Raw genomic sequence first — 24,073 nt, forward strand, 5'->3', positions numbered from 1 at the left:
CCATTTTTTAGACGGGAGTGAGTTAATCTGCCACCGTCACCGGGGCAAATAAAGACGCCGTGTTGTCGTAGATGTGTTGCGCCGTTGCCGCCTGATTCAACGTGTACAGGTGAATCCCCGCCACGTCATGGGTGACCAGATCGACAATCTGATCCACCGCGTAGGCCAAGCCGGCTTCCCGTAACGTCACCGGATTATCCCGGTACTTATCCAGAATTGCTTTGAATTTCGGGGGCAGACTAGCCGCACAATTCTGGACCACGTGGAGGGCCTGTTGGCGGTTGGTAATCGGCATGATACCCGCCAGAATCGGCACGGTGATGCCGGCAATCGCACAGGCTTCTCGAAACCGATAGAACTGGGCATTGTCGTAGAAGAGCTGGGTGATCAGCTGGTCACACCCCGCATCAACCTTAGCCTTCAGGTTTCGGATATCGGCGACCCGGTCCGGGGAATCCGGATGGACCTCGGGGTAGCAGGCCCCGGTCACCCGAAACTGCGGTTTGACCCGTTTGATAAACCGGACCAGGTCGCTGGCGTGGGTGAAGTCCGTTTCCGGCGCCGCGCCGTCCAAGTCGCCGCGTAGCGCTAACACCTGCTGGATGTGGGCGGCCTCGAGCTGGTCGAGGATCTGCCGCACCTGCGCCTTCGTCACGTAGGCCGCCGGCATGTGGACCATGGTCGCACACCGGAGGTCCCGGTGAACGGCTTGGGCCAACGAAATGGTACTTTGTTCGTAGTTCAGTTGGTGATTACTACAGGTCACACTGACGAAGCTGGGGGCGATGCCCTTCAGTTGGGCCAGCGTCTGCGTGAGTTTCGCCGTTCCCGCCGGTGAACTGGGCGGAAAGACCTCAAACGATAATTCTGGTTTGGCTGGGTCCATCGCTTAGTCCCCCTTTGCCGTTAGTTCGGCCCGAACTGCTTGCGCCGCGGCGGTCAAATGTTCCACACTGGCCTTGGCTTCGGTGATGCCCCGGGTCTTTAGCCCACAGTCGGGATTGATCCAGACCTTTTGTTCGGGGACCTTCGCCAAAATCTGGTGAATCGTGGTCGTGATTTCGGCCACCGAAGGAATTCGGGGCGAATGAATGTCGTAGACCCCCGGCCCTACTTGAAGTTGGAAGTGTTCCTTTTGTAACGCGTCGAGAATTTCTAGGTTCGACCGCGACGCCTCAAACGAAATCACGTCGGCATCAAGGTCCTGAATGGCCGGGATGATGTCGGTGAACTCGGAATAGCACATGTGAGTGTGAATCTGGGTTTCCGGTTTAACCTGACTGTGGACCAACCGAAAGGCGGGCACGGCCCAATCGAGGTATTCGCTGTACCAGTCGGATTGCCGCAACGGCAACTTTTCCCGTAACGCGGCCTCGTCAATTTGAATGATTTTGATTCCGTTTCGTTCCAAATCGAGGACTTCGTCTTGAATGGCCAGGGCGATCTGAATCGTCGACTCGCGCTGCGAAATATCCTCGCGGGGAAACGACCAGTTCAGAATCGTCACCGGCCCGGTCAGCATCCCCTTGACCAGCTTAGTCGTTTGCCGCTGGGCGAAGGTCGACCACTTGACCGTGATTGGGTGCTTGCGCGCCACATCCCCCCAGATGATGGGTGGTTTGACCCCACGGGTCCCGTAGGATTGGACCCACCCGTTTTGACTGAACAGGTAGCCGTCTAGGTGTTGGCCGAAGTATTCGACCATGTCGTTCCGTTCGAATTCGCCGTGGACCAACACGTCCAGGCCAATGTCTTCTTGCCACTTGAGCCACTCCTTGATGTGTTCTCCAATGAAGTGGTCGTAGTCGGCCTGCGAAATCTCGTGCTTACGGAACCGCGCCCGGGTCCGTTTGACCTCTCTGGTCTGGGGAAACGAGCCAATCGTGGTGGTCGGTAAGAGTGGCAGGTGAAATTCGGCTTGCTGGATCTGCGCGCGCTGGGCTAAGGCCGGGTGCCGGACGAATGAATCGGCGGTCAACTTAGCGATGCGGTCGTGGACCTGCGGATTGGGTTGCACCCGCGGCTGGGCAAACAACGCTTGGTTGCGCGCTAACGCGGGTGTGGTGGGGTCCGTCAAGCTGGCCTGTAAGTCGGTCAATTCGCCCAACTTTTCCGTGGCAAAGGCAAAATGTTGTTTGACCTGGTCGGGAAAGGCCTCGTTAGCCACCGTAAACGGCACGTGAAGCAGCGAACACGACGTCGAAATCACCAGGTGCTGAACCGGTAACGTCTTCAACAGGGCCAACGTTTGCGCGTAATGGTTGCGCCAGATATTCTTACCGTTGACCACGCCCGCAAACAAGGTCTTATCCGCCGGAAACCCGGATTGCACCAGTTGCGCGGTTTGGCGTCCCTCGTGAAAGTCTAGTCCTAGGCCTTCAATGGGTAAGTGGATCAGGTCGGTATACACGTCGCGCACGTCGCCAAAGTAAGTCTGTACCAGCACCTTCAGGCCGGACTTTGCGGCCAGTAACTGGTCATAAATGGCAGTAAACAATTCGCGCCGTTTTCCGGTCACGTCCTTGACCAGTTCGGGTTCGTCGAGTTGAATCCACTCGGCGCCCTGCGCAGCCAGCTTGGCAAAGACCGCTTGGTAGGCCGCAACCAGGTCGGTCACAAAGTCTGCTGGTTGACAATCGTGAAATTCACTCAGGCTCAAAAACGTGAACGGCCCCACGATGACCGGGCGCGTCTGGATGCCCGCGTCTCGGGCCTCTTGGTACTCGTCAAAAATCTTAGTTCCCACCAACTTGACCCGTGTCGTCGCCGTAAATTGCGGCACCAGGTAATGGTAGTTGGTGTTGTACCACTTCTTCATGGGTAACGCCTTGATGTCCCCGTGGTCGCCCTGATACCCCCGGGCTAACGCGAAGTAGCGGTCCAGCGACGACAGGTCTAGTGTCTTGACCGCCGCGGGCACCACGTTGAATAACGTGGCGGTGTCTAACGTGGTGTCAAAAAACGAGAAGTCGTTGCTGGGAATCCCATCGATGCCCGCTTCCTTGATCAGTTGCCAGTGTTTTACGCGCAGGTCGTGGGCGGCTTGCTGGAGTTGTTCGGCGGTCAGTTGGTGCCGCCAGTATTTTTCGGTGTTAAATTTAAGTTCGCGGTTCTCCCCAATGCGTGGAAAACCGATGATTGATGTTGTCATTTAAAATCCCCCTCAACGGTTATGGCTTAGTTCTAAACTACCACCGGCCCGGCTAATTGGCTAACGCTTAAAATTAAGAACCCGTTATAGTTTCTCGCTATAAGAAGATTTATAATAAAGGAAATACTTAGGAGGCACCCCATGCGGATCCAACAACTCACTTATCTGGAAACCATCGTTAAAACCGGCTCGATCAACGAAGCCGCCAAGCAACTCTATCTGACCCAGCCCAGCCTCTCCAGCGCCATCAAGGACCTGGAGCGAGAAATGGGCATCCAAATCCTGTTTCGTAGTAAACTCGGCGTGACCCTGACCGATGACGGCCGGGAATTCATGGTCTACGCCCGCCAAGTCTTGGACCAGGTCCGCCTGTTGGAGGGGCGTTACGCCAAGCAGCCGCTCCGCAAGCAGGCCTTCTCCGTATCGGCCCAACACTACGCCTTCGTGGTCCACGCCTTCGTCGACCTCTTGAAGACGGTACAGGCCGACGAATACCACTTTACGTTACGGGAAACGGAGACCCGCAACATCTTAAGCGACCTGACCAGTTTCAAGAGCGAACTCGGCATCTTATACCTCAATTCCTTTAATCGCCAGGTCATGCAAAAATTATTCAAGGAACAGGACCTGGTCTTCACCCCGCTCTTCACCGCGAAACCACACGTCTTCGTGGGGCGGCAGAATCCGTTGACCCAAAAGAAAGTGGTCACCTTAGCCGACCTGACCGACTACCCCTACTTGTCTTACGAACAGGGAGACAACCACTCGTTTTATTTCTCCGAGGAAATCCTCAGCACCCTCGACCGGCAGAAGACCATCCAGGTCAGTGACCGGGCGACCATCTTCAACCTGATGGTCGGCCTGAACGGCTACACCATCAGCTCGGGAATCATCAGTAGCCAACTCAACGACGACAAAATCGTGGCCATTCCGCTGGCAGTCGACGACGCGATGACGCTGGGCTGGCTCAAGCACCGCCAAATCGAGCTGAGTCCCCTGGCGCAGGCCTACCTGACCATGCTTAAGGCCCACATTCGCGGGTACGGGTTCGCCATTATCGGAGAAGACGCTCCCCGCTAGCTCACCCGGTCCCCCTAATTGGGGTATAATGAAAATATTCTAGTCAAACGGGGGTTCTTCACATGCCAACGATCAAAAATGTCTGTGTCTTTTGCGGGTCCAACCACGGGCTGGATCCCGCCTTTAAGCAACAAACCGAGGCCTTAGGGCACTACCTGGCCGCCCACCACCACCCAGTGGTCTACGGTGGCGGGAAGGAAGGCCTGATGGGCACCATCGCCGAATCGACCATGGCGGCCGGCGGCGAGGTCATCGGCATCATTCCGACCTTCCTCAAACAAATGGACCTGGCCGAAACGAACGTCACCAAGCTCATTGAGACTGCCACCATGGACGAACGCAAGGACGAAATGTTGCGCCAAGCCGACGCCTTTATCGTCTTACCCGGTGGTTTCGGGACCTTCGAGGAATTCACCACCATGCTGTCTTGGAGTCAGCTCAACGTCCACCAAAAACCCATCGCGTTGTTCAACATCAACCACTACTTCGATAGCCTAGTGGAAATGATGCAGACCTGTTGTGACCAGGGATTCGCGCCGCAAGCCAACATGGATTTATTTATCGATGCCAATACCATCGACGACATCTTTGCGCAATTCGATAGTTTCCACCATCAACTACCTTATAAATACACGAACTAAAGCAAACGAGGTTGCCCCTTAAGTTTTTGGGGCAACCTCGTTTGTTTAAGCTTTGGCATACGTTAAATTCCGGCCCGCCACCGCCAAGAGTCGCTCGTCGAGTAAGGCCATCAGGTCGCCCTGCAAAAAACCATTACTCAGGTTCGTAGGTTGGCTTAACGCGTAGACCGTCAGGCGATACGTGTGGACCCCACTGACCGGCCGGGGACCCGCGTAATGGCTTTCGAGGTTCTTTCGTTCCTTCAATAACGGCCAATCGGGTTGTCGTAGGCGTTGAAACGGCGAATGTAAGCTATTCAAGCCCTGGGCAAACGTGGCCCGGCGACTGGCATCCGTGGCAAACGTCACCGTCTGACCGTGGACCGGCACGTCGGTAAACACCCAGTGTAACCAGGGAAAGCCCACGAACGAAACGGTATCGTAGTCGACCAACGTCCCGGCTAGCACCACCGCGTTAGCCGGAATCTCCGTCACCTTAAAAGGCAACGAAACCTGGTTGAGACCGTGCAATTTTTCGGCGGTCGGAATGTGGTCACCGTACTGGTCGGGAATGACCGACCCCGTAAAGGGAAACTCAAGTTGCATGGAAAATCACTCCTTCTCAAGGATACTGTCCGTAATATGAACGTCATGAGACCAAAAGTCAATCCTGACCACGCCAAAACACGGTGTCCTCACCGAGAACACCGTGTTTTATGGCTAAACATCTTAATTTTAAGGGTTACTCCCGGTTTTCCCAGTCGACCTCGTCAACCAGCCAGTGATCCAACCACCGTGGCAGGAACTTGGCCTTTTCCCCCATGCCCGGTCGGTTGATGACCTGCATGAGCTGTAACATGGTAAAGATCAACGATTCACGGCGACGGTAGGCCAGGTACTTGGGTTGCCAGACTGATACGTATTTTTCCTTATAGGCCCGGAGTCCCTGGAAGCTGTAAAAGTTCGACCCGTATTCATAAATCAAGTGGGCCACCCGTTCTTCAATGAAACTAAACTCGGAGACCCCCACGTTAGCCAGGGGCGCCATGCCCAAATTAAAGCTGGTGTAGCCCTGTTCCCGACAGGTCAGGAACAAATACACGAACAGCCCGTCCATGATGCCAGACGGCGCGTCGTGGCTACTGCGCATCAGGTCGATCGATGTCATCTTACGGTCCCCAGTCGGCATCAGGTTGGCAAAGGCCACCATCTTGCCCTGCGCGTCGGTCATCACCGCAATCGGCGCTTCGTTCAGGTAGTCGCGGTTAAAGAAGCCCATCGAAAAACTCTTCTCGGCCTCGTCACCCAGCCAAGAATCGGAGATGGCTTTAAGTTCCTGGTACTGTGCGTCACTCAACGGTGGTTGAAGGAGCTTAAATTCGTAACCCTCGCGTTTGAATTTATTGACCAGCGCCCGTTCCCCACGGTGCGGTTTACCGGCCAGACTGAAGGTGGTCAGATCCACGTGCCCCTCTTCGCCGACCTTGATGAAGTCAAAACCCATTTCGTGTAGCCGCAGGGTCAACTCTTCGCTGATCTCGTAGAAGACCGGCCGCAATCCGGCCCGGTCGGCGTCGCGCATAAACGTCTGTAACGCCGGCAACAGGGCTTCTTGATTGCCGATCGGTTCCCCCATGACCAGCAGCTTATCGGCCTTTTGGCGGAACAGGATCATCAGCTGGTCTTCACCATTTTCTTGATAAAAGAACGTTCGTTTATCCTGGAGAAACGCCAAATGGCTGACCTCGTTGCCCCCGTACTTGATGATCAGGTTACGGACGCGCTGGGCGTCAAACGGCTGCTTCAGCCAGGCCACCTGGGGCGCCGAAAGATACCGGTTGATGGTCAGCAGAATGACCAGGGCAATCAATAATCCACCCAAGCCGTTCAGCCAAACCTGCGTTGACGGCGGTAACCAGGCCTGTAGGAACTGTGGGCGCCGGTGAGGATTGCGCGCCAGGAACCCCAGGACCGTGTACAGGACGAAGGTCACCACGTAGATGCTACCGTCCGTTAACAAGCCGCCCCACGAGTAATGAAAACTCTGCCGCGACAGTTCCGGTTTGGCAAAAATCAGGCAAATCAGGACCAACCCCAGCAGAGCGGCTAAGCCCCCCGGAAAGTTTTCCCGCCACAGCGTGTTGCCAATTGCCAGCAGCAAGACCACCAGAGTCGGCCAAAACGACCGGGCCACGCGCGACCCCACGCCCCGGGCCAACCCAATCAACAGGAAGGCCATGATCAGGTTGGTGACCTGACTGAGAAAGTAGAACATGAACGGGATCAACCGCATGTATAACCGGTTCGCCAAGACCACATCCGGAATCGTCGCGTATAGCAACATCATGACCCCGGAGAAGTACATAAAGGTAACCACGAAGAGGTGGGCTCCCCGGCGCAGAATCGCCACGGGCAGTCCCGCTAAGAAACGATTTAACCGGTGGCCGGCGTCGTGAACGAACAGCCCGACCCCCACACAGAACGGCAGCAGGTAGTAGAAGAGCCGATAGAGCAGCAACCAGCCCACGGCATCGGCCCGGCCGACTCCCAACAGACCCAGGCCAAAGATCATGAAGACGTCGAAGGACCCTAAGCCCCCGGGAATCATCGAGACCACTCCGGCGACGGAGGCCACCACGAACATCGGGAAGACCGCCGCAAAGTCTAGCGGCAAGCGTAACGCCCAGCCAATCAACAGGAAGAAGAGCGCACAGCTCCCCCATTCCAAACTGGAGCCGATGATCAACCGCAGTTCCCGCGTCCAGGTCAGGTCCTGAAAGAACTCGCCGTCGTTAAAGCGCGTGAAGAGAAACAGGACCGGAAAGTACAGGCCCCCACCCAGTAGCCAGAACCAATAGCCCCGGTATGGTGTGCCGATATCAAAGCCAAACAGCATGACCAACGCCACCCAACAGGATAGCGACAACCCGGCCAACAGGAACAATGCAATCTTAGAAATCGCGTACAGCACCTGCTTCTTAGTCGCCGACGCCGAATAAAAGTTGGCCCGCAGGCTGGCGCCTAACAACCCGCCCATGCCGGCAAGGTTGGTAAACGTATTGGTCACCCACCCGCTACGAATAATGTAGCCAGTGGAGAAATGACCCGGTAAAAATTCCACAATCGTGAAATCATAGACCAGCATTGGTAAGACCGCGATGAAGCCCACCACGGCTAACAAGATACTGGTGTTCACGTCCAAATTTCCCAGGGCCGCCCGTAATTGCGCCCCACTAATTTCATGACCGATCCGCCCTAATTCGCGAATCACTAACAAGAGAACGGACAGCAGAAAAACACCCTTGATTAAGGTCAGTCGTTTTTGAATCCACACTTGGAGTCGTTGCCACACACTTGTCACCCCCAAAACAATTTCCCCCTTTATTATCTAAACTCCGGGCTTAAAAGCCAACGCTTTTCCCCGTTTGTCCCGAAGTTGGTTGTGTCACTTTATGGTGTTAATTGGGTTAAGTATACCAAAAAACCGGCTGATCCACCGCACCGTCTCCCGGTTTAACGGTTTATTTACCAGTGAAGCCACTTTTTAAATTACTGGCCACAATCCCTTAGCGTCGTTTCCAGGATTCAACTCAGTATACAAAAAAACGGTGCTCCCGCAAGGGGAACACCGTTATTTATTAACGAGTTGGTTGTAACTACTTAAGAGTTACGACACCACCAACGGCTTCAAGCTTTTCCTTGATGTCGTTAGCTTCGTCTTCGGAAACGCCTTCCTTGATGACGGATGGTACGTTGTCAACAAGACCCTTAGCGTCCTTCAAACCAAGGCCAGTGATTTCACGAACAGCCTTGATAGCCTTAACCTTAGCGTCACCGGATTCAGTCAATTCAACATCGAATGAGTCCTTGGCAGCAGCGTCGCCGCCAGCGGCACCGGCTGCAGCAACTGGGGCAGCAGCAGAAACGCCAAATTCGTCTTCGATAGCCTTAACAAGGTCGTTAAGGTCAGTAATGGATGCTTCTTTAAGAGAAGCAATGATAGCATCTTTATCAAAAGCCATGTTATTTTCCTCCAATAATTGGGTTTTTATATTTTATGTTACTAGTGATAACGGGAGTCGCTTATGCGGCTTCACCATCATCGCCCTTTTCAGCAACGGCCTTAATTGCGTAAGCCACGTTACGGATAGGAGCTTGAAGTTCGCTAGCCAGCATGGAGAGCAAGTCTTCACGACTAGGCAAGGTAGCGTAAACGTTGATTTCATCAACGGACATGATCTTGTCTTCGATGTAACCACCCTTGATTTCCAAGGCATCAACGCTATCGGAGAACTTCTTCAAAATCTTAGCTGGGGCGATTGGGTCTTCGTTAGAAAACGCAACGGCAGTAGGGCCAGCAAAAACATCGTTTAAGTCGCCGTAACCTGCCTTTTCCGCTGCCCGCGTCAAGATTTTGTTCTTGATGACGCTCATTTGAACGCCTGCATCACGTAATTGCTTCCGTAAGTCAGTGACTTGTTCAACCGTTAACCCACGGTAGTCAACTACGATTGCGCTGGTGGCGGCGTTGAACTTTTCAACGACGTCATCAACCTTCTTTGCTTTAACAGCAATAGCTTGTTCACTCAAATTGTTCACCTCCCAGAGTAGTTTGGTGGGATAAAAAAATCCCCATGCCACCCAGACATAGAGAGTTAAAAGTTCAATAATAAACTTCTTCCTCGGCAGGCTAGTTTGAGACGAATTCGTCACCTGAGTCTTAGGTAGATCTATTTCACAACTTCAATAGCATACAATATGTCAACACACGTGTCAACCATTGATGAGGGATTTTTTTGATTCCAAATGAACTTAGTCTACTAAAGTAGCCAAGTCAACGTCGACACTTGGGCCGAACGTTGAAGCGATGGAGACGTGTTGGACGTAAGTCCCCCGAACAGAAGCTGGACGGGCACGAACAATCGTTTCAGCGATGGACTTCAAGTTACCAACTAACTTGTCAGCGTCAAAGGAAACCTTGCCGACAGGAACAGCCACGTTACCATCCCGGTCAGTCCGGTAAGTAACTTGCCCGTTCTTAGCGTCGGAAACGGCCTTGGTGACGTTCATCGTAACCGTACCCGTCTTAGGGTTTGGCATTAAGCCCTTAGGACCTAAGACCCGACCTAAACGACCAACTTGGGCCATCATGTCTGGCGTTGCAATAGCAACGTCAAAGTCTAACCAGCCGTCTTGGATACGTTCAACCAAGTCTTGTTCACCGACAACGTCAGCACCGGCAGCTTCCGCAGCCTTAGCTTGGTCACCCTTAGCGAAGACGATCACCGTCGTTTCCTTACCCGTACCGTTAGGCAGGACTAAGGCACCACGTAATTGTTGATCGGCTTGCTTAGTGTCTACGTTAAGCTTGAACGCAATTTCAACAGTTGCGTCGAACTTAGCGAAATCAATCTTCTTTACTAAATCAACGGCGTCGTTAGCAGCGTAAACCTTACCGGCTTCAACCTGCTTAGCAGCGTCTTGATACTTTTTACCTCGTTTGTGAGCCATGTTTGTGTATTCCTCCTTGCAAATGTGGTTGTAACGGATAAACCTCCCACTTGACACATTTCATTTTCGTGAAGTGTCCGACTATCCGAAAACTGAGCTTAACCTTCGACCGTGAAGCCCATGCTCCGGGCAGTACCTTCAATCATGCGCATAGCTGCTTCAACGTCAGCTGCGTTTAGATCTTGCATTTTAGTTTCAGCGATTTGCTTAACTTGATCCTTGGTTACCTTAGCAACCTTGTTCGTGTTAGGTTCGCCAGAACCATGTTCAACACCAGCGGCCTTCTTCAACAGCGTTGCTGCTGGAGGAGTCTTAGTGATGAAATCAAAGGAACGATCTTCATAGACGCTGATCACAACAGGAATGATCATACCAGCTTGGTCAGCGGTACGAGCGTTGAATTCCTTAGTGAAGCCCATGATGTTGATCCCTGCTTGACCCAGTGCTGGTCCAACTGGGGGAGCTGGGGTTGCTTTGCCTGCAGGAATCTGCAATTTAACTACGTTAGCTACTTTTTTAGCCACGAGACAATACCTCCTTAAGTCCGTGTGTGGTAACTGGAACCGATCAATTTGGGTTCCTCCCACGTTTAACAAATGCGTAACCAATACGCATACTTGAAGAGTTTACCACACATTATCTACCGTCACAAGTGCTTTTTCAGTTTTGCCAGCTGGTATCCCGCGCCTTACCGGGTGGCCGGGTAGGGACTGGAACGTGATGGGCACGGCTTGAAGCCCAGCCTAACCCGCTGGTTTTCAAGACCGACCTTTCTGTAACCCGGGAAACTCACCCGGCTAACAGAAATTTCATCACTGAGTCCCTCCCCGACCACCCTCTCGGCTTAGCTAAGAACGTTCATCTCAGTCTGGTCTCAGACCTAGACGAAGGGGTTGACTGACTCCCTGGATAACCCTAAAAGGTTAAGCCACAATCGGGTCGACTTGGTCGAAGTTCAATTCGGTACTGGTTTCCCGGCCGAACATGTCAATGTTGACCTTCAACTTCATCTTTTCATTGTCGACTTCGGTAATCTTACCCACTAAGCCGCTGAAGGCGCCGTCCACAATCGTGACCGAATCGCCGACTTCAACGTCCAGGCTGGCGTGGCGCGCCGAGATCCCAATCGTGCGCATGATGCGTTCCACTTCGTCCGGCAACAATGGCGTAGGCTTACTCCCTTGTCCGTGAGACCCCAAGAATCCGGTAACCCCCGGCGTGTTCCGCACGATGTACCAAGCTTGGTCACTCATGACCATTTCGATGAGCACGTAGCCCGGGAAGGTCTTTTCCATGGTGACCTTGTCCTTACCGTTCTTCACTTCGTGTTCCTCTTCTTCTGGGACCACTACGCGGAAGATGTTATCTTGCATCCCCATGGATTCCGACCGGGATTCCAGGTTAGCCTTCACTTTGTTTTCGTAGCCGGCGTAGGTATGCAGCACGTACCATTGTTTTTCTTCTGATTCGACCATTTGATTGGTGCACTCCTTTTTTTAGACAAAATAAAAAAACTTCGCACTACACGAAGTTCCCGTTAGATTCAATATAGCATATTTTTCGGCATTTGGCCACTCGAACCTTCCCCTTAGGAAATGAACTTCAAGCCAAATTGGACGATCCAGTCCACAATCGCAAAGAAGATTGCGAACAGAACTGAGATGCCGACGACCGTTCCCGTGTCGTGCCGGGTTTGCTTAACGCCGGGCCAGGAAACCTGTTTCATTTCTTGACCGACCGCCTTAAAGAATCGGAATAACCGCATGGTGTTGCCTCCCTAAACAATGTGTGTGGGTCTACCGCGTTTCGCGATGCAACGTGTACTTCCCACAATGCTTACAAAACTTTTTAACTTCTAACCGTTGGGTACGGGTCGCGCTTGCTGCGATGGTGTAGTTCCGGGACCCGCAAACTGAACAGGCCAAAGCGATCTTGCGTTGAGCCATCCTGCCACCACCTTCATTTTACTAGTATAACGAATACTGCAATAGCTTACCATCGTTTTTTCTCAGCGTCAATCATTCCGCCAGTAATTGCCGGAGCTTCTGCCGGCACCGATGAAGGGCGGCCACGACCCGTTCGACGGGCCACGCAAATTCCGCACTAATGTCTGCCGGCGTTGCCTTGCGCAACAGGGCCGTAAAGACCGCCCGTTCTACCGGCGATAATCGGGGCAGCAAGCGTTGGAGCGTGTCTTGCAGCTCGATCCCTTCGCGGACCTGAATTCGGGGATCGACCAACGTATCGGCAAAATAGGCCCACTGGGCGTCAAAAGATAACACTTGCGCGTGGCGTTTTTGCGCCTGACTCTGCCGAATAAGGTCGTACACGCGGTGTTTCAGGTTGAGTTTATAGAAGGCCCCGAAGCTAGCGGAGCGCGCTTGGTCGAACTTATGGGTCGCCGCACACAGCACCAACCGGGCTTCTTGTTCCCAGTCGTCCAGATCGTGTTCCGGCAGATAATATTGCTGCCGCAGCCGTAACATGACCGGGCGGTAACGACCAAAGAGTTCCTGAACGGCCGCCGAATCCCCACGCGTCCGAATCAAGTCGATCAATTGCCAATCCTCTAACTGTTCCATCTAAAAAGCCCCCTTTAGTAAACTAGCTTCAGTCTACCGGGAGGCCTTGGTGGCGCTAAGCGAACGCACGTTTATTTTTTCCGTTTCCGTTTGAGCTTTTGCCGGGCCGGTGCTTGGGGGCCCATCAACTGGTCGCGTAACTTTTCTAACTTATACAGCTGTTGGTCGTTCCAGGGTGACTTGCGGACCAGTCCCTTGTCGGCAAACTCCCGGGCGGTCTGCTTGACCTCGTTTTGGGCCCGCTCGATATCGCGTAGGAGTTCCCCCGCCGGGATTCGCAGCGCCCCCTCCGAAAAGATGGTCCACTGTTCGGCCTGGTCGCTGGTGGCCACGGTCACCTGGGTGAACCGGGTCTGGAGCTTCTTGGCCAATTTTTCGATGTAACTATCGGCCGTTTCGTCCCGGTTGGTCCAGGTGATGTTCAAGTCGTACTGCTGATAACTCTTGGAGATGCCCGGCACATACATCGCGTCGAACACCACGTAAATGATGGACTCCCGTAACTTATGGTAATTGGCCAACATGTTCAATAGTTGGTCACGGGCTTCCGGTAACCGTTCTTGCTGCTTTAGCCGGCCGAGTTCGGGCCAGTTGCCGATCATGTTGTACGCGTCGACGATTAAGATATCTTGTTTGATGGCCCGTCCCCTCCTTTCGCTAAATTAGTGTTGAACCGGGTGACGTGAGTTAAAGCCTTGGTACATCAATAAGCCCGCCGCCACGCTGGCGTTGAGACTTTGAACCGTGCCGACCATCGGGATGGTCAGGGTCTGGTCCACGGTTTCCTTCAGCAGGCGCGAAATGCCCTTACCTTCATTGCCGATGATCAACCCGACGGCGCCCTTAGCGTTCCAGTCGCGGTAGTCGGTGCCGGCCATGTCGGTCCCAAAGATCCACATGCCGCGTTGCTTCAGGTCGTTGACCGTGTTGACCAGGTTGGTGACCCGGGCCACGGGCACCGTTTCGATGGCTCCCGTCGAGGTCTTGGCCACCGTCGAGGTCAAGCCCACGGCCCGGCGCTTGGGGATAATGATTCCGTGCACACCACTGGCATCGGCGGTCCGCAAGATGGAGCCCAGGTTATGGGGGTCTTCGATGTTGTCAAGAATCAAGAAGAACGGTTCTTCGCCCTTCTTTTCGGCGTTGGCGTAAAGGTCGTCGATGCTGGCGTATTCAAACGCCGCAACCCCTAACGCCACCCCCTGGTGGTTCTGGTGATCCGTCAGTTGGTCCAACTTCTGCTTGGGCACTTCGGAGATCACCAGGTGCCGGCGTTGAGCCAGTTGGCGAATCTCATCGATGGCCTCGGACTTCAGCCCGCTCTGTAAGAAAACCTTGTTGATGGCTTGTTGGCTGCGCAAGGCGGCCACGGCCGGATGCCGACCAATCACAAAATCAGTTTGTTCTTCTGCCATTATTCTGTCCGCCCCGCTTCTACTTGTTGGATGCACCATTGACTCAGTTCGTCGACTCGGTCCTGCTGGTCACTTAGGGCCAGATACCCCATCAGAGCTTCGAAGCCCGTGGAGATGCGGTAGGTCACCACGTCGGTGTTCTTGGCGTGGGTGTAACTCTTGGCGTTACGGCCGCGCTTGAAGACGGCCCATTCGTCGTCACTCAAAAGCTTGTCCTGCTCCATCAACGCGATCAACGCCGCTTGGGCCTTGGCCGACACGTAATGGGTGGCCGTACGTTGTAAGTGGTTCGGCTTGGCCAAGCCCTCTTCGATGAGGTGCCGGCGAATGATGACTTCGTAAGCGGCATCGCCCATGTAGGCCAACGCCACCCCGTTTAACTGTTGGTAAGCTGTGTTTGTCATGAATTTCCTTTCTTCCACCGGGTGCCTTGCGGGGTATCTTCTAAGATGATCCCCTGGGCCTTCAACTGCTCACGAATTTCATCGCTCCGTTGGAAATCCCGGTTCTTGCGTGCTGCCACGCGTTCGTTGATCAATGCTTCAATCCGGTCGTCGTCGAGTTCGGCGGCTTCCGTTAAATTAACGCCAAAGACGCTTAAGAGTTCGCCTAACGTCCGGCGCATGAATTCCAGCGTGCCCTTAAAGACCACCGGCCGTTCGGCGTAGACGTTCCCCAACCGGGCCAGTTCGTGGACCTCGGCGACCCCGTTTTGCACGTTAAAATCGTCGTCCATGGCGTCGGTGTAGTCGGCCGTAATCTGACGGACTTCCTGTTCCACCTTGGGGTCGTTGCCGGCCTCGGCGTCCTGCAAGCGGTAGCCCATGTTGTCGTAGGCCGTTTGCAGGCGTTCGAGGTTGCGCGTGGCGGTCTCCAAGTTTTGCTGGGTGTACTGAATCGGCCGCCGGTATTGGGTGGTAGCCATGAAGAAGCGTAAGACCCGCGGGTCGACGGTCTTCAGTAAATCGTGGACCGTCACGAAGTTCCCCAACGACTTACTCATCTTCTGGTTCTCATCCCCGACCGTCACAAAGCCGTTGTGTAACCAGTAGTGCACGAAAGGTTTGCCGGTTTCGGCTTCACTCTGCGCAATTTCGTTTTGGTGGTGCGGGAAGATCAGGTCTTCGCCCCCACCGTGGATGTCAAAGGTGTCACCCAGTAGGTGCGTCGACATCACGGAGCACTCGATGTGCCAACCGGGACGACCGGCCCCCCACGGTGATGGCCAGGAGATTTCGCCCGGCTTAGCACCCTTCCACAGGGCAAAATCGACGGGGTCTTCCTTGCGGGCGGTCTCTTCGTCGTTGGTGTGTTGCGAAGCGCCCTCCTCCAACTCGTCGATATTCTGGTGGGCCAGCTGTCCGTAGTCGCTAAACTTCCGGGCCCGGTAGTAAACGTCGCCGGCGGCCGGGTACGCGTAGCCCTTATCAATTAATTTTTGGACAAATTCAATAATCTCTTGGATGTAGTCGGTGGCCCGGGGATTGGCCGTGGCCGGTTCAATGTTCAAGGCCGCGGTATCTTCCTTAAAGGCCTGAATGAACTTATCCCCCAATTCCGGCACCGTAATGCCTTCCTTGTGGGCTTCGTTGATCATCTTATCGTCAACGTCGGTAAAGTTGGACACGTACTTCACCTGATAACCGCGGTATTCGAAGTACCGGCGGATCGTATCAAAGGCAATCACACTCCGGGCATTGCCAATATGAATGTAGTTATAAACGGTCGGCCCGCAGACGTACATGTTGACCACGCCCGGTGTAATCGGCTCGAATGTTTCTTTTTGTCGCGTCATGGTGTTAAAAACTTTGAGCATTCCCGAGGCTCCCTTCACGTCACTAAACAATAGTTAGGTCCATTGTAGCATATTCCCCCCAGAACTAAGAAGCCGAAACCGCGGCGAACGGCCCCGGTTGTCGGCTTCTTTACAAAATCGTTAATTCCGGGTAACGGCCCCACGGTTTCTTACTTAGAAGACCAACGGTGCCCTACCGCCAAAACCACCGTCATAATGACGGCAAACGTCCCTTCCAGCAAATCTGCCAGTAACGTGTTTTCCCAGTAGCCATGAACCCACTTGCCAAATTCTCGCATGCGCTAACCCCTCCTAAAACTAGGATAGCAAGCCGCCAAAAGTTCAGTCAATCATCGGGGACAACAAAAAAGCCTGGGATAAAAGTCCCAAGCTCTTTTCGTCTCCGAATATCTAGTGTCGAAACGTGCGCCAAAAGGCAGCTGGTTCCGCTTAACCCCGTAAGCCAGATAATCCAGATTCAGGATTATCCGCCTTACGACGTTAATGCTCGCCAGCTAACCGCCTTTTGTCCCACTCTTTCCATCAGACTAATTTAGGCACCCAATTGGTCCAACGTTTGTTGGATGTGCTTCAAGGCCGTTTCGCGACCAACCAATTCGATGGATTCTGGTAATTCTGGCCCGTGCATTTCGTGGGTCACGGCAATCCGGATTGGCATCCAGAGTTGCCGACCCTTGATGCCGGTTTGGGCTTGGACCCGCTTGATTACGTGGAAGATTTCCACGGAATCGAACAGGTCAAGCTTCTTGATTTCAGCGGCGAAGGCCTTCAAGACCACCGGCGCCGTTTCGTTGTTGATTTCGTCCCAGGCATCCCCTTCGACCTTTTCGGGTTCTTCGAAGAAGACGGACGCCATGTCGTTGATTTGCGCCATGTAGCTCATTTGACGCTTGTACAAGTTGATCAATTGCCGGGACCATTCAATCGTGGCCGTGTCCGGGTTAGCCGGGATGTTGCCGGCCTTGATCAATTGTTTCATGGCTAAGTCGGCCACGGTGCTTTCGTCGGCGTCCTTGACGTAACGGTTGTTCAACCATTCCAACTTGTCCATGTCAAACGTTGCGGGCGACTTGCTCAACCGCGTTTCGTCGTACATCTTGATGAATTGCTTGCGGGTGAAGATTTCGTCTTCGCCGACCGGTGACCAGCCCAACAACAGAATGAAGTTGAACATGGCTTCTGGTAAGTAACCCAAATCACGATATTGTTCGATGAATTGTAAGACGGATTCGTCCCGCTTGGATAACTTCTTACCGGTATCCTTGCTGATAATCAGACTCATGTGGCCGAACTTCGGCGCGTCCCAGCCAAAGGCCTTGTAGATCATCAATTGCTTAGGCGTGTTGGCCACGTGGTCGTCGCCCCGGAAGACGTGACTGATGGCCATCTTGTGGTCGTCAACCACAACGGCAAAGTTGTAGGTCGGCATACCATCGCGCTTAGCGATGACGAAGTCGCCCCCGATGGTATCGGAGTTGAAGGACACGTGGCCCTTGACCATGTCGTCCCATTCGAAGACTTCATCCTTCGGTACGCGGAAGCGGATGACCGGCTTCAAGCCCTTAGCCTTTGCGGCGTCGATGGCGGCTTGTTTTTCTTCTTCGGTCATGCCAGCGTATTCGTATTCGTAGTGGGGCATTTCGCTCCGGGCCTTTTGGGCTTCCCGGTCGGCCTGAAGTTCTTCTTCCGTCCGGTAAGATTCGTAAGCCTTACCTTCATCCATCAATTGTTGAATGAGAGGCGTGTAAATGTCGCGACGTTCGGATTGCCGGTACGGACCGTAGTCCCCACCAACGTCGGGACCTTCATCCCAGTCCAAACCGAGCCACTTTAAGTTTTCCAACTGGCTCCGTTCACCGTCCGCGATGTTACGCTTAGTATCCGTGTCTTCGATCCGAATAATAAACTTACCTTTGTTGTGGCGGGCAAACAGATAATTAAAGATCGCCGTCCGCGCGTTACCGATGTGCAGATGTCCAGTGGGGCTCGGAGCATAACGAACCCGAATTGCATTTTTAGCCAAATTGGTTGCGCCTCTTTCTCGTTTTTTTAGTTGGCACCGAGTGACCTCGATGCGTCCACAGTGCTTTAAGTGTACAATGACCACCACCAAAAATAAAGGGGTAGCCCCGTTTTGTTCCCGTAATGGGCCAAAAAACCGGCCCACTGTGCGTGTTCCGGCTTTAGGATTCATCAATTTTAGCTAAGCCTGACTCACTGCTCACGTTGGGGCTTACTACTCACCCAACGCCGGTTCAATGGCCTGCCTTTAGTTGGCTTTACCACCATTGTGCCGTTTGCCTTGGGTCTTATGATCTTCGATGCCCCGGTCGGAATGCACCGGCTTGGCAAAGATCATCCGCCCCGCATCCGTCTGGATGGCACTGGTGACCACCACGTCCAATTGCTTGTTAATGAAGTACTTACCGTCTTCGACCACGACCATGGTGCCGTCGTCGAGGTAGGCGACCCCTTGTTGACGTTCGGTTCCGTTCTTGACCACCATCACGTGTAGGTTTTCACCCGGAATGACCCGCGGCTTCAACGCGTTGGCCAACGAATTAATGTTCAGGACTTGCACGTTTTGGAACTGAATCACCTTGTTTAAGTTGTAGTCGTTGGTGACGATTACCCCACCGTTTTTCTTAGCCAGGGCAATCAACTTACTGTCCACTTCCGGAATGTCTTCGAAGTCGCCTTCGTACATTTCGATGGGCATGATTTGTTCGTTTTGCAACTTATTTAAGATGTCCAGTCCCCGCCGACCCCGGACCCGCTTGACCGAGTCGCTTGAATCGGCGATGTATTGGAGTTCGTACAGCACGAAGTTGGGCACCAGTAACGTGCCTTCTAAGAACCCCGTCTTCGCCAGATCGTAGATGCGCCCATCGATCAAGATGTTCGTATCCAAAATCTTATAGTGGTGAAAATTCGGTTCCGCCTGCTTATCGAGGACCTTCTCGCTAGCTTCATCGTTAGCCTTTTTGGTCCGCGACTGGAACAGCTTGCGCCATTCTTCGCCCCGAATCTTACTCAGCCGCGTACCCAACCGAAATCCCAGATACCCCAAGAGCAGCATCAGGATCCACGGAATCACCGTACTAATGAAGAACGAAGGCACTCGGAACAGAAATTGTGAGATCAATAACGCCAGCGCTAAACCGACGATCGTTAATAAACTCCCAAAAATTAAGGTCATGGGGTTCTGCCGGTTTAAATAAGCCTCCAGGCGGTTCACCACCCGGACTAGGCTACTGGCAAAGAACGCTCCCAGAATAAGGAAAATAATAGCACCAAGCAAAATATTGACCAGAATATTATCAACGAACGGACTCGTTACCCCAAAGAGTTGCCAGGTTCGGGGTAAATAGGCCGCACCCAGGACGCCACCAATGATGATGAACAGGGCTAAAATCACTGTTCGCTTACGATTTTTCATAAAAGTTCACCTCCCTTCGCCGCACGCGCCGTTAGACGCCCAGTGCAAGTTTCAATGCCTGCCGCAAGGTCGACACCCCGATAACGTCGATGCCGGCCGGCGGCGTCCAGCCTTGCAGGTTATTCTTAGGCACGAAGATTCGTTGGAACCCCAGTTTCTTGGCTTCAGCTACCCGTTGTTCGATCCGACTCACGCGCCGAATTTCCCCGGTCAGCCCGACTTCCCCCACGAAACAGTCCGTGGGCGCCGTTGCCGTGTCCTTGTAGCTCGACGCGATACTCAACGCAATCGCCAAGTCAATGGCCGGTTCGTCTAGCTTAACGCCCCCGGCGGCCTTCAAGAAAGCGTCCTGATTTTGCAACATCAGGTTGGCCCGCTTCTCCAGCACCGCCATCAATAACGAGACCCGGTTACGGTCTAAGCCGCTCGCGGTTCGTTGGGCGTTGCCGAAGACCGATGGCGTGATCAAGGCTTGGACTTCGACCAAAATCGGTCGGGTCCCCTCCATCGACACCACGATGGCCGAGCCAGTCGCGTCTTTCAGGCGTTCTTCCAGGAAAATCTCCGACGGGTTAGCCACCTCATACAGGCCGCCTTCCTTCATTTCGAAGATTCCCAGTTCGTTGGTCGACCCAAACCGGTTCTTGACCGCCCGCAAAATCCGGTAAGTGTGGTGTAGGTCGCCTTCAAAATACAGGACCGTATCCACCATGTGTTCCAGAATCTTCGGACCGGCGATGGCACCGCCCTTGGTCACGTGACCCACCACAAAGATGGTGATGCCGTTGGTCTTAGCAATCTGCATCAATTCACCGGTGACCGCGCGAATCTGAGAAACCGACCCAATGGCTGATTCGATGCCCGGCGCCTGCATGGTCTGCACGGAATCGATGATCACGTAGTCCGGGTGCATCTCTTCGATGTTGGCCCGAATGCTGACCATGTCGGTCTCCGGGTACAGGTAAAGGTGTTCGGCGTTGACCACCAGCCGGTCGGCCCGCATCTTGATCTGACTGGCGCTTTCTTCACCGGACACGTACAAGACCTTGCCCCCGGTCGCGCTGAGTTGGCCCGACACCTGCAGGAGCAACGTCGATTTTCCGATTCCCGGATCGCCCCCAATCAGGATCAGGGACCCCGGCACGATGCCGCCCCCTAAGACCCGGTTGAGTTCTTCCATTTGCGTTTTGACCCGCGTTTCGGTGGTGTGCTTGATTTCATTCATCAATTGCGGTCGGGTGTGTTCACCGGCCGGCGTGACCCGCGTCGATTGCGGTTTAACTTCCGGCGTGACGGTCTCCTCGACCATGGTGTTCCATTCCCCACAGTTCGGGCAACGGCCCAAATACCGGGGGGAACTGTAATCACAATTTTGACACACAAATTTCGTTTTAACCTTGGCCACGTGCATCCCCCTATTCGTTCTGACTATTAGGTTTATTCTAGCATATCTCGGGGGTCAGCCCCCACTAGTCTGTTAGGCAAATTTTAGGCGTTGTCGGACGACCCAAACCCACCGGTCCGTTGTTGTCGGGGCGCCTGTTCGTCATCGGCCAACCGAAACGGCATGAAAATCCCCTGGGCAATCCGTTGCCCCTTAGGAATCGTGACGTCGTGTAGGCTGACGTTGACCAACTGGACGAAAATTTCGCCCTCGTTCTTTTCATTATTATAGTAATCCGCGTCGATCACCCCGACCCCGTTGGGCAGGATCAGGCCGTGCTTCAGCGGGTTACTCGAGCGGTTCGCTAGTAGCAGCACTTCGTCGGGCTGCATGTAGGCCTTGACCCCCGTGGGCACCAAAAACGGCCGCATATCGTGATTGCCGGCCGTTAATTCCTCGGTCGTCAGCGGCTCGCGGTGCCGTAAGCGTTTGAAGGCGTGCAACAGGTCGTGGCGCCAGATAGATGGTAAAACGAAGTCCTCGGCACACTCAAAATCGTACCCGGCGGATTGCTGGGTGGTCCGGTACGGTACCTGCAACCCCTGATTGGCGTAGCGACTGACAATTTCAAATCCTCTTTGCATAAGCGACTCCCTTATCTTTTTTATGGTAGGCGGCGACTAAACGGACCTGGTCTCGTTAGCGCTTCTGTTACTAGAATAAGCAACTCGGCGCCAGATTACCAGTTAAACAGCTCCGCGAAAAAATGGGAGTTGACAAGCCGTGCCGGATAGACCAGAATCATAGGTAGAAATTGGTCCTGAAGGGAGTAACACCATGGCAATCAGTGAAACACCGGGCGCGTTGACCAGCTCGACGGGCGACCAGCTTAACGCCAGTTTGCACTACCTGGTTTTAAGTCCCCAGCAATGGGTCTTAGAACAAATCTTTGTCCGCCCCGAACAACCCGTCAGCCTTGCCGTTGACCTGATTAAACGTTTTACTAGTTTAGCTCAGGCCGCGCAAGTGACCGTTAAGGTGTTGGATCCGTACGCCAAGCGCTACTTTACCCACCATCCGGCCCCGGACCTGTTGGCAGCCCACCAGTTGCCCGTTACCGGTCCTCACGCCGTTCAGCCAGTTGATTTAAACTACCATACAGAAGAGGAGTAATTCTACCATGGATCAAAACGCATTAAAGGCCCTCGTTGGTCAAGAAGCCGTCAAGTACGTGGAAGATGGCATGATTTTAGGAATCGGTACCGGGTCGACCGTCAAATACATGATCGACGCATTGGGCGAACGGGTCGCTAAGGAAGGCCTGCACATCATCGGGGTCGCCACTTCTGACCGTTCCGCTAAGCAAGCCGAATCTCTGGGAATCACCATCAAGCAACTAGACGAGGTGGACCACCTGGACCTCACCATCGACGGTGCCGACGAAATTGACGACAATTTCCAAGGTATCAAGGGTGGCGGGGCCGCGCACTTATGGGAAAAGATCGTGGCTATCAACTCCCGCAAGAACATGTGGATTGTTGACGAAAGTAAAATGGTTCACCACTTAGGCAAGTTCCCGTTACCGTTGGAAGTCATCCCCTTCGGCTCCACGCACGTCTTAGAAAAGTTAGACAAGATGGGCTTGCACCCCACTTTCCGGATGCAAGATGATGGCAGCCACGTCCTGACCGACTCCAAGAACTACATCATCGACCTACACTTGGGCCGCATCGATCACCCCCACGAACTGGCCAACACCTTAAACGGCATCGTGGGTGTCGTGGAACACGGGTTGTTCTTAGACACGGTCAACACGGTCATCGTCGGCCGTCAAGACGGACCAGAAGTCTTGAACGCCCGCGACTAAGGATTAATTTAAAAGCGCCTGGGAAATCCCAGACGCTTTTTTTCTAATCATTTTCAACTGCCGTTACGGGTTGGCGTTTTAGAATGACGACGGCCCCCAAGAAGAAGCTCGCGGCCAACGCCGCCGTCACGGGCAATAACCGAAACATCTCGACGGGTAACACCAGGGCCAGCAAAGGAAAGGCGTACGCGGCGGGTAATTTAAGCCGCAAGCCGGCCAACAACCCGTAAACCAGGGGCAACGTGATGACCGTACTTAGCAACCACGAGGCCACCAGCAGGTAAACGCCCACCCCCAAGCTAGCCACACCGACTAACGCGAGCCAATGGCGCACCGCCATAGTCCCGGCATACGTGGGCCGCTGGAGCACCTCGAAGAAGACCACCAGCACCGGTGGGACCGCGGCCATTTGTGGCAGCCCAACCACCGCCACGGTGCCGACCCACACCGCGACTAGCCCCGCAAACCATCCCATCTGGGTCAGCGTCGTCGCCCGGGGTGCTGCGGTCGTGGGATACTGTCGTTGCAGGTAGGTGCCCACCATGAGACACCCGGTCAATACACAAATGGCCAGCATGAACGACCAGTGCGTCGCGTTGACAATCAACGGCAGCAGTCCGGTCGCAAACGATGGCGCCAAGGTCGAGTGGACCACCCGCAACCACCCTAGCATCACCAATACCCCAACGAAAACCTTGGCGGCGTACGGCCAGGCCAGCTGGTTGGCGAGAAACCCAATCAGGGCGGTCCCGGACGGTGCGAGGAAAATTTTAAATGGTTGGTGGATCCAACCCGGATTTTGATAAATCCAGGTTCCCGCGGTCAGTGCCCCCACCTCAGGCAAGATAATTTCGCTATCGTGTAACCAGGTGGCACTGGCGACCATGAGAAGGACCAGAGCAAATCCCACCAGGTAATGGGACTGACTCCGATGATGTTGACTCAGTTGCATCCGTTTCGACTCCCTTTCCGTTTTTTACAGACTGCGAGCCATTGTAGCACAGGTCAGCTCCTAATCGCGCGATTAATTCGCCGATCGGAGATAAGTAACCGTTTTCTTCCATTATTTACCGAAACTTTTCGTTCCCCTACCGGAACCACGACCTGCCCATTCAAAAAATGAGAAAATTGGCGTACAATGAGAGAATAGTTAGCCTGAATTATTCATACCTTCCAAAAAAGTCGTCAGTTTTCATGTTTTTCAAAAA

At 53.8% G+C, this 24,073-nt stretch carries 26 protein-coding genes and 1 other annotated feature; of the genes, 4 read left to right on the forward strand and 22 right to left on the reverse strand.

All coding sequences use genetic code 11. The annotated features are described in order from the left end of the window. Positions 1-22: 22 nt before the first annotated feature. Positions 23-886, reverse strand: coding sequence for a methylenetetrahydrofolate reductase [NAD(P)H] (gene metF, locus FD38_RS06165; RefSeq protein WP_057732356.1), 864 nt, complete (start codon positions 884-886; stop codon positions 23-25). Between the two features lie 3 nt (positions 887-889). Continuing rightward, entirely contained in the window at positions 890-3,151 is a 2,262-nt protein-coding gene (metE, locus tag FD38_RS06170; protein ID WP_057732358.1) for a 5-methyltetrahydropteroyltriglutamate--homocysteine S-methyltransferase, read from the reverse strand. Between the two features lie 141 nt (positions 3,152-3,292). Here metE and FD38_RS06175 point away from each other — a divergent pair, with 141 nt between their 5' ends. Both FD38_RS06175 and FD38_RS06180 read left to right on the forward strand, forming a co-directional pair. Continuing rightward, positions 3,293-4,231, forward strand: a complete 939-nt coding sequence (locus FD38_RS06175) for a LysR family transcriptional regulator (protein WP_057732360.1) — start codon at positions 3,293-3,295, stop codon at positions 4,229-4,231. 62 nt (positions 4,232-4,293) lie between these two features. After that, positions 4,294-4,872, forward strand: coding sequence for an LOG family protein (locus FD38_RS06180; protein ID WP_057732361.1), 579 nt, complete (start codon positions 4,294-4,296; stop codon positions 4,870-4,872). 45 nt (positions 4,873-4,917) lie between these two features. On the opposite strand, the gene FD38_RS06185 is transcribed toward FD38_RS06180, so the two are convergent. The 19 genes from FD38_RS06185 to FD38_RS06265 all read right to left on the reverse strand — a co-directional run bounded on the left by FD38_RS06185 (position 4,918) and on the right by FD38_RS06265 (position 21,642). Continuing rightward, a complete protein-coding gene (locus tag FD38_RS06185; protein ID WP_057732363.1) occupies positions 4,918-5,457 on the reverse strand; it encodes a YbhB/YbcL family Raf kinase inhibitor-like protein in 540 nt (179 codons plus the stop codon). Between the two features lie 136 nt (positions 5,458-5,593). Further along, the gene (gene mprF / locus FD38_RS06190) at positions 5,594-8,212 is read right to left on the reverse strand and encodes a bifunctional lysylphosphatidylglycerol flippase/synthetase MprF (protein ID WP_083485293.1); all 2,619 of its coding nucleotides are present in this window, start codon (positions 8,210-8,212) and stop codon (positions 5,594-5,596) included. Positions 8,213-8,507: 295 nt separating this feature from the next. Continuing rightward, positions 8,508-8,873, reverse strand: coding sequence for a 50S ribosomal protein L7/L12 (gene rplL, locus FD38_RS06195; protein WP_024747613.1), 366 nt, complete (start codon positions 8,871-8,873; stop codon positions 8,508-8,510). A gap of 61 nt (positions 8,874-8,934) precedes the next feature. Next, complete coding sequence (gene rplJ, locus FD38_RS06200; RefSeq protein WP_057732366.1) at positions 8,935-9,441, reverse strand: 50S ribosomal protein L10; 507 nt, start codon at positions 9,439-9,441, stop codon at positions 8,935-8,937. A gap of 24 nt (positions 9,442-9,465) precedes the next feature. Next, positions 9,466-9,594 (reverse strand) — a sequence feature (ribosomal protein L10 leader region). A gap of 69 nt (positions 9,595-9,663) precedes the next feature. Further along, complete coding sequence (gene rplA / locus FD38_RS06205) at positions 9,664-10,362, reverse strand: 50S ribosomal protein L1 (protein WP_057732367.1); 699 nt, start codon at positions 10,360-10,362, stop codon at positions 9,664-9,666. Between the two features lie 98 nt (positions 10,363-10,460). Then, positions 10,461-10,886: a 50S ribosomal protein L11 gene (rplK, locus tag FD38_RS06210; RefSeq protein ID WP_057732369.1), complete on the reverse strand. Its 426-nt coding sequence runs from the start codon at positions 10,884-10,886 to the stop codon at positions 10,461-10,463. A gap of 399 nt (positions 10,887-11,285) precedes the next feature. Next, the gene (gene nusG, locus FD38_RS06215) at positions 11,286-11,837 is read right to left on the reverse strand and encodes a transcription termination/antitermination protein NusG (RefSeq protein ID WP_057732371.1); all 552 of its coding nucleotides are present in this window, start codon (positions 11,835-11,837) and stop codon (positions 11,286-11,288) included. 113 nt (positions 11,838-11,950) lie between these two features. Next, entirely contained in the window at positions 11,951-12,127 is a 177-nt protein-coding gene (secE, locus tag FD38_RS06220) for a preprotein translocase subunit SecE (RefSeq protein ID WP_057732373.1), read from the reverse strand. A 31-nt stretch (positions 12,128-12,158) separates the two neighbouring features. After that, a complete protein-coding gene (gene rpmG / locus FD38_RS12590; protein WP_083485291.1) occupies positions 12,159-12,308 on the reverse strand; it encodes a 50S ribosomal protein L33 in 150 nt (49 codons plus the stop codon). A 72-nt stretch (positions 12,309-12,380) separates the two neighbouring features. Then, positions 12,381-12,944, reverse strand: a complete 564-nt coding sequence (locus tag FD38_RS06225) for an RNA polymerase sigma factor (protein WP_057732375.1) — start codon at positions 12,942-12,944, stop codon at positions 12,381-12,383. Between the two features lie 71 nt (positions 12,945-13,015). Further along, positions 13,016-13,582, reverse strand: coding sequence for an NYN domain-containing protein (locus FD38_RS06230; protein WP_057732377.1), 567 nt, complete (start codon positions 13,580-13,582; stop codon positions 13,016-13,018). A gap of 24 nt (positions 13,583-13,606) precedes the next feature. Next, positions 13,607-14,359, reverse strand: a complete 753-nt coding sequence (gene rlmB / locus FD38_RS06235; protein WP_057732378.1) for a 23S rRNA (guanosine(2251)-2'-O)-methyltransferase RlmB — start codon at positions 14,357-14,359, stop codon at positions 13,607-13,609. After that, positions 14,359-14,763: a Mini-ribonuclease 3 gene (locus tag FD38_RS06240; protein ID WP_057732380.1), complete on the reverse strand. Its 405-nt coding sequence runs from the start codon at positions 14,761-14,763 to the stop codon at positions 14,359-14,361. Before FD38_RS06240 ends, rlmB begins: the two co-directional genes overlap by 1 nt. Further along, positions 14,760-16,175 (reverse strand): cysteine--tRNA ligase, encoded by a 1,416-nt coding sequence (cysS, locus tag FD38_RS06245; protein ID WP_057732382.1) that lies wholly within the window; start codon positions 16,173-16,175, stop codon positions 14,760-14,762. Before cysS ends, FD38_RS06240 begins: the two co-directional genes overlap by 4 nt. Before the next feature lie 149 nt (positions 16,176-16,324). After that, positions 16,325-16,453, reverse strand: a complete 129-nt coding sequence (locus tag FD38_RS13080) for a hypothetical protein (RefSeq protein WP_263862347.1) — start codon at positions 16,451-16,453, stop codon at positions 16,325-16,327. Between the two features lie 254 nt (positions 16,454-16,707). Continuing rightward, a complete protein-coding gene (gene gltX, locus FD38_RS06250) occupies positions 16,708-18,198 on the reverse strand; it encodes a glutamate--tRNA ligase (RefSeq protein ID WP_057732384.1) in 1,491 nt (496 codons plus the stop codon). Between the two features lie 246 nt (positions 18,199-18,444). Continuing rightward, positions 18,445-19,614, reverse strand: a complete 1,170-nt coding sequence (locus tag FD38_RS06255) for a PIN/TRAM domain-containing protein (protein WP_057732386.1) — start codon at positions 19,612-19,614, stop codon at positions 18,445-18,447. Between the two features lie 31 nt (positions 19,615-19,645). Next, positions 19,646-21,019, reverse strand: coding sequence for a DNA repair protein RadA (gene radA, locus FD38_RS06260; RefSeq protein ID WP_057732403.1), 1,374 nt, complete (start codon positions 21,017-21,019; stop codon positions 19,646-19,648). A gap of 83 nt (positions 21,020-21,102) precedes the next feature. Next, complete coding sequence (locus FD38_RS06265) at positions 21,103-21,642, reverse strand: dCTP deaminase/dUTPase family protein (RefSeq protein WP_057732387.1); 540 nt, start codon at positions 21,640-21,642, stop codon at positions 21,103-21,105. A gap of 193 nt (positions 21,643-21,835) precedes the next feature. Here FD38_RS06265 and FD38_RS06270 point away from each other — a divergent pair, with 193 nt between their 5' ends. Both FD38_RS06270 and rpiA read left to right on the forward strand, forming a co-directional pair. Next, on the forward strand, positions 21,836-22,171 hold the full coding sequence (locus tag FD38_RS06270) for a hypothetical protein (RefSeq protein ID WP_057732389.1): 336 nt from the start codon (positions 21,836-21,838) through the stop codon (positions 22,169-22,171). A gap of 7 nt (positions 22,172-22,178) precedes the next feature. After that, positions 22,179-22,865 carry a ribose-5-phosphate isomerase RpiA gene (gene rpiA / locus FD38_RS06275; protein ID WP_057732391.1) on the forward strand — a complete coding sequence of 229 codons (687 nt, stop codon included), beginning with the start codon at positions 22,179-22,181 and terminating at the stop codon, positions 22,863-22,865. Between the two features lie 43 nt (positions 22,866-22,908). Here rpiA and FD38_RS06280 read toward each other — a convergent pair whose 3' ends face one another. After that, on the reverse strand, positions 22,909-23,817 hold the full coding sequence (locus tag FD38_RS06280) for a hypothetical protein (RefSeq protein ID WP_057732393.1): 909 nt from the start codon (positions 23,815-23,817) through the stop codon (positions 22,909-22,911). Positions 23,818-24,073: the final 256 nt, after the last annotated feature.

It is taken from the genome of Levilactobacillus zymae DSM 19395 (genome assembly GCF_001434115.1).
GTDB lineage: Bacteria > Bacillota > Bacilli > Lactobacillales > Lactobacillaceae > Levilactobacillus > Levilactobacillus zymae.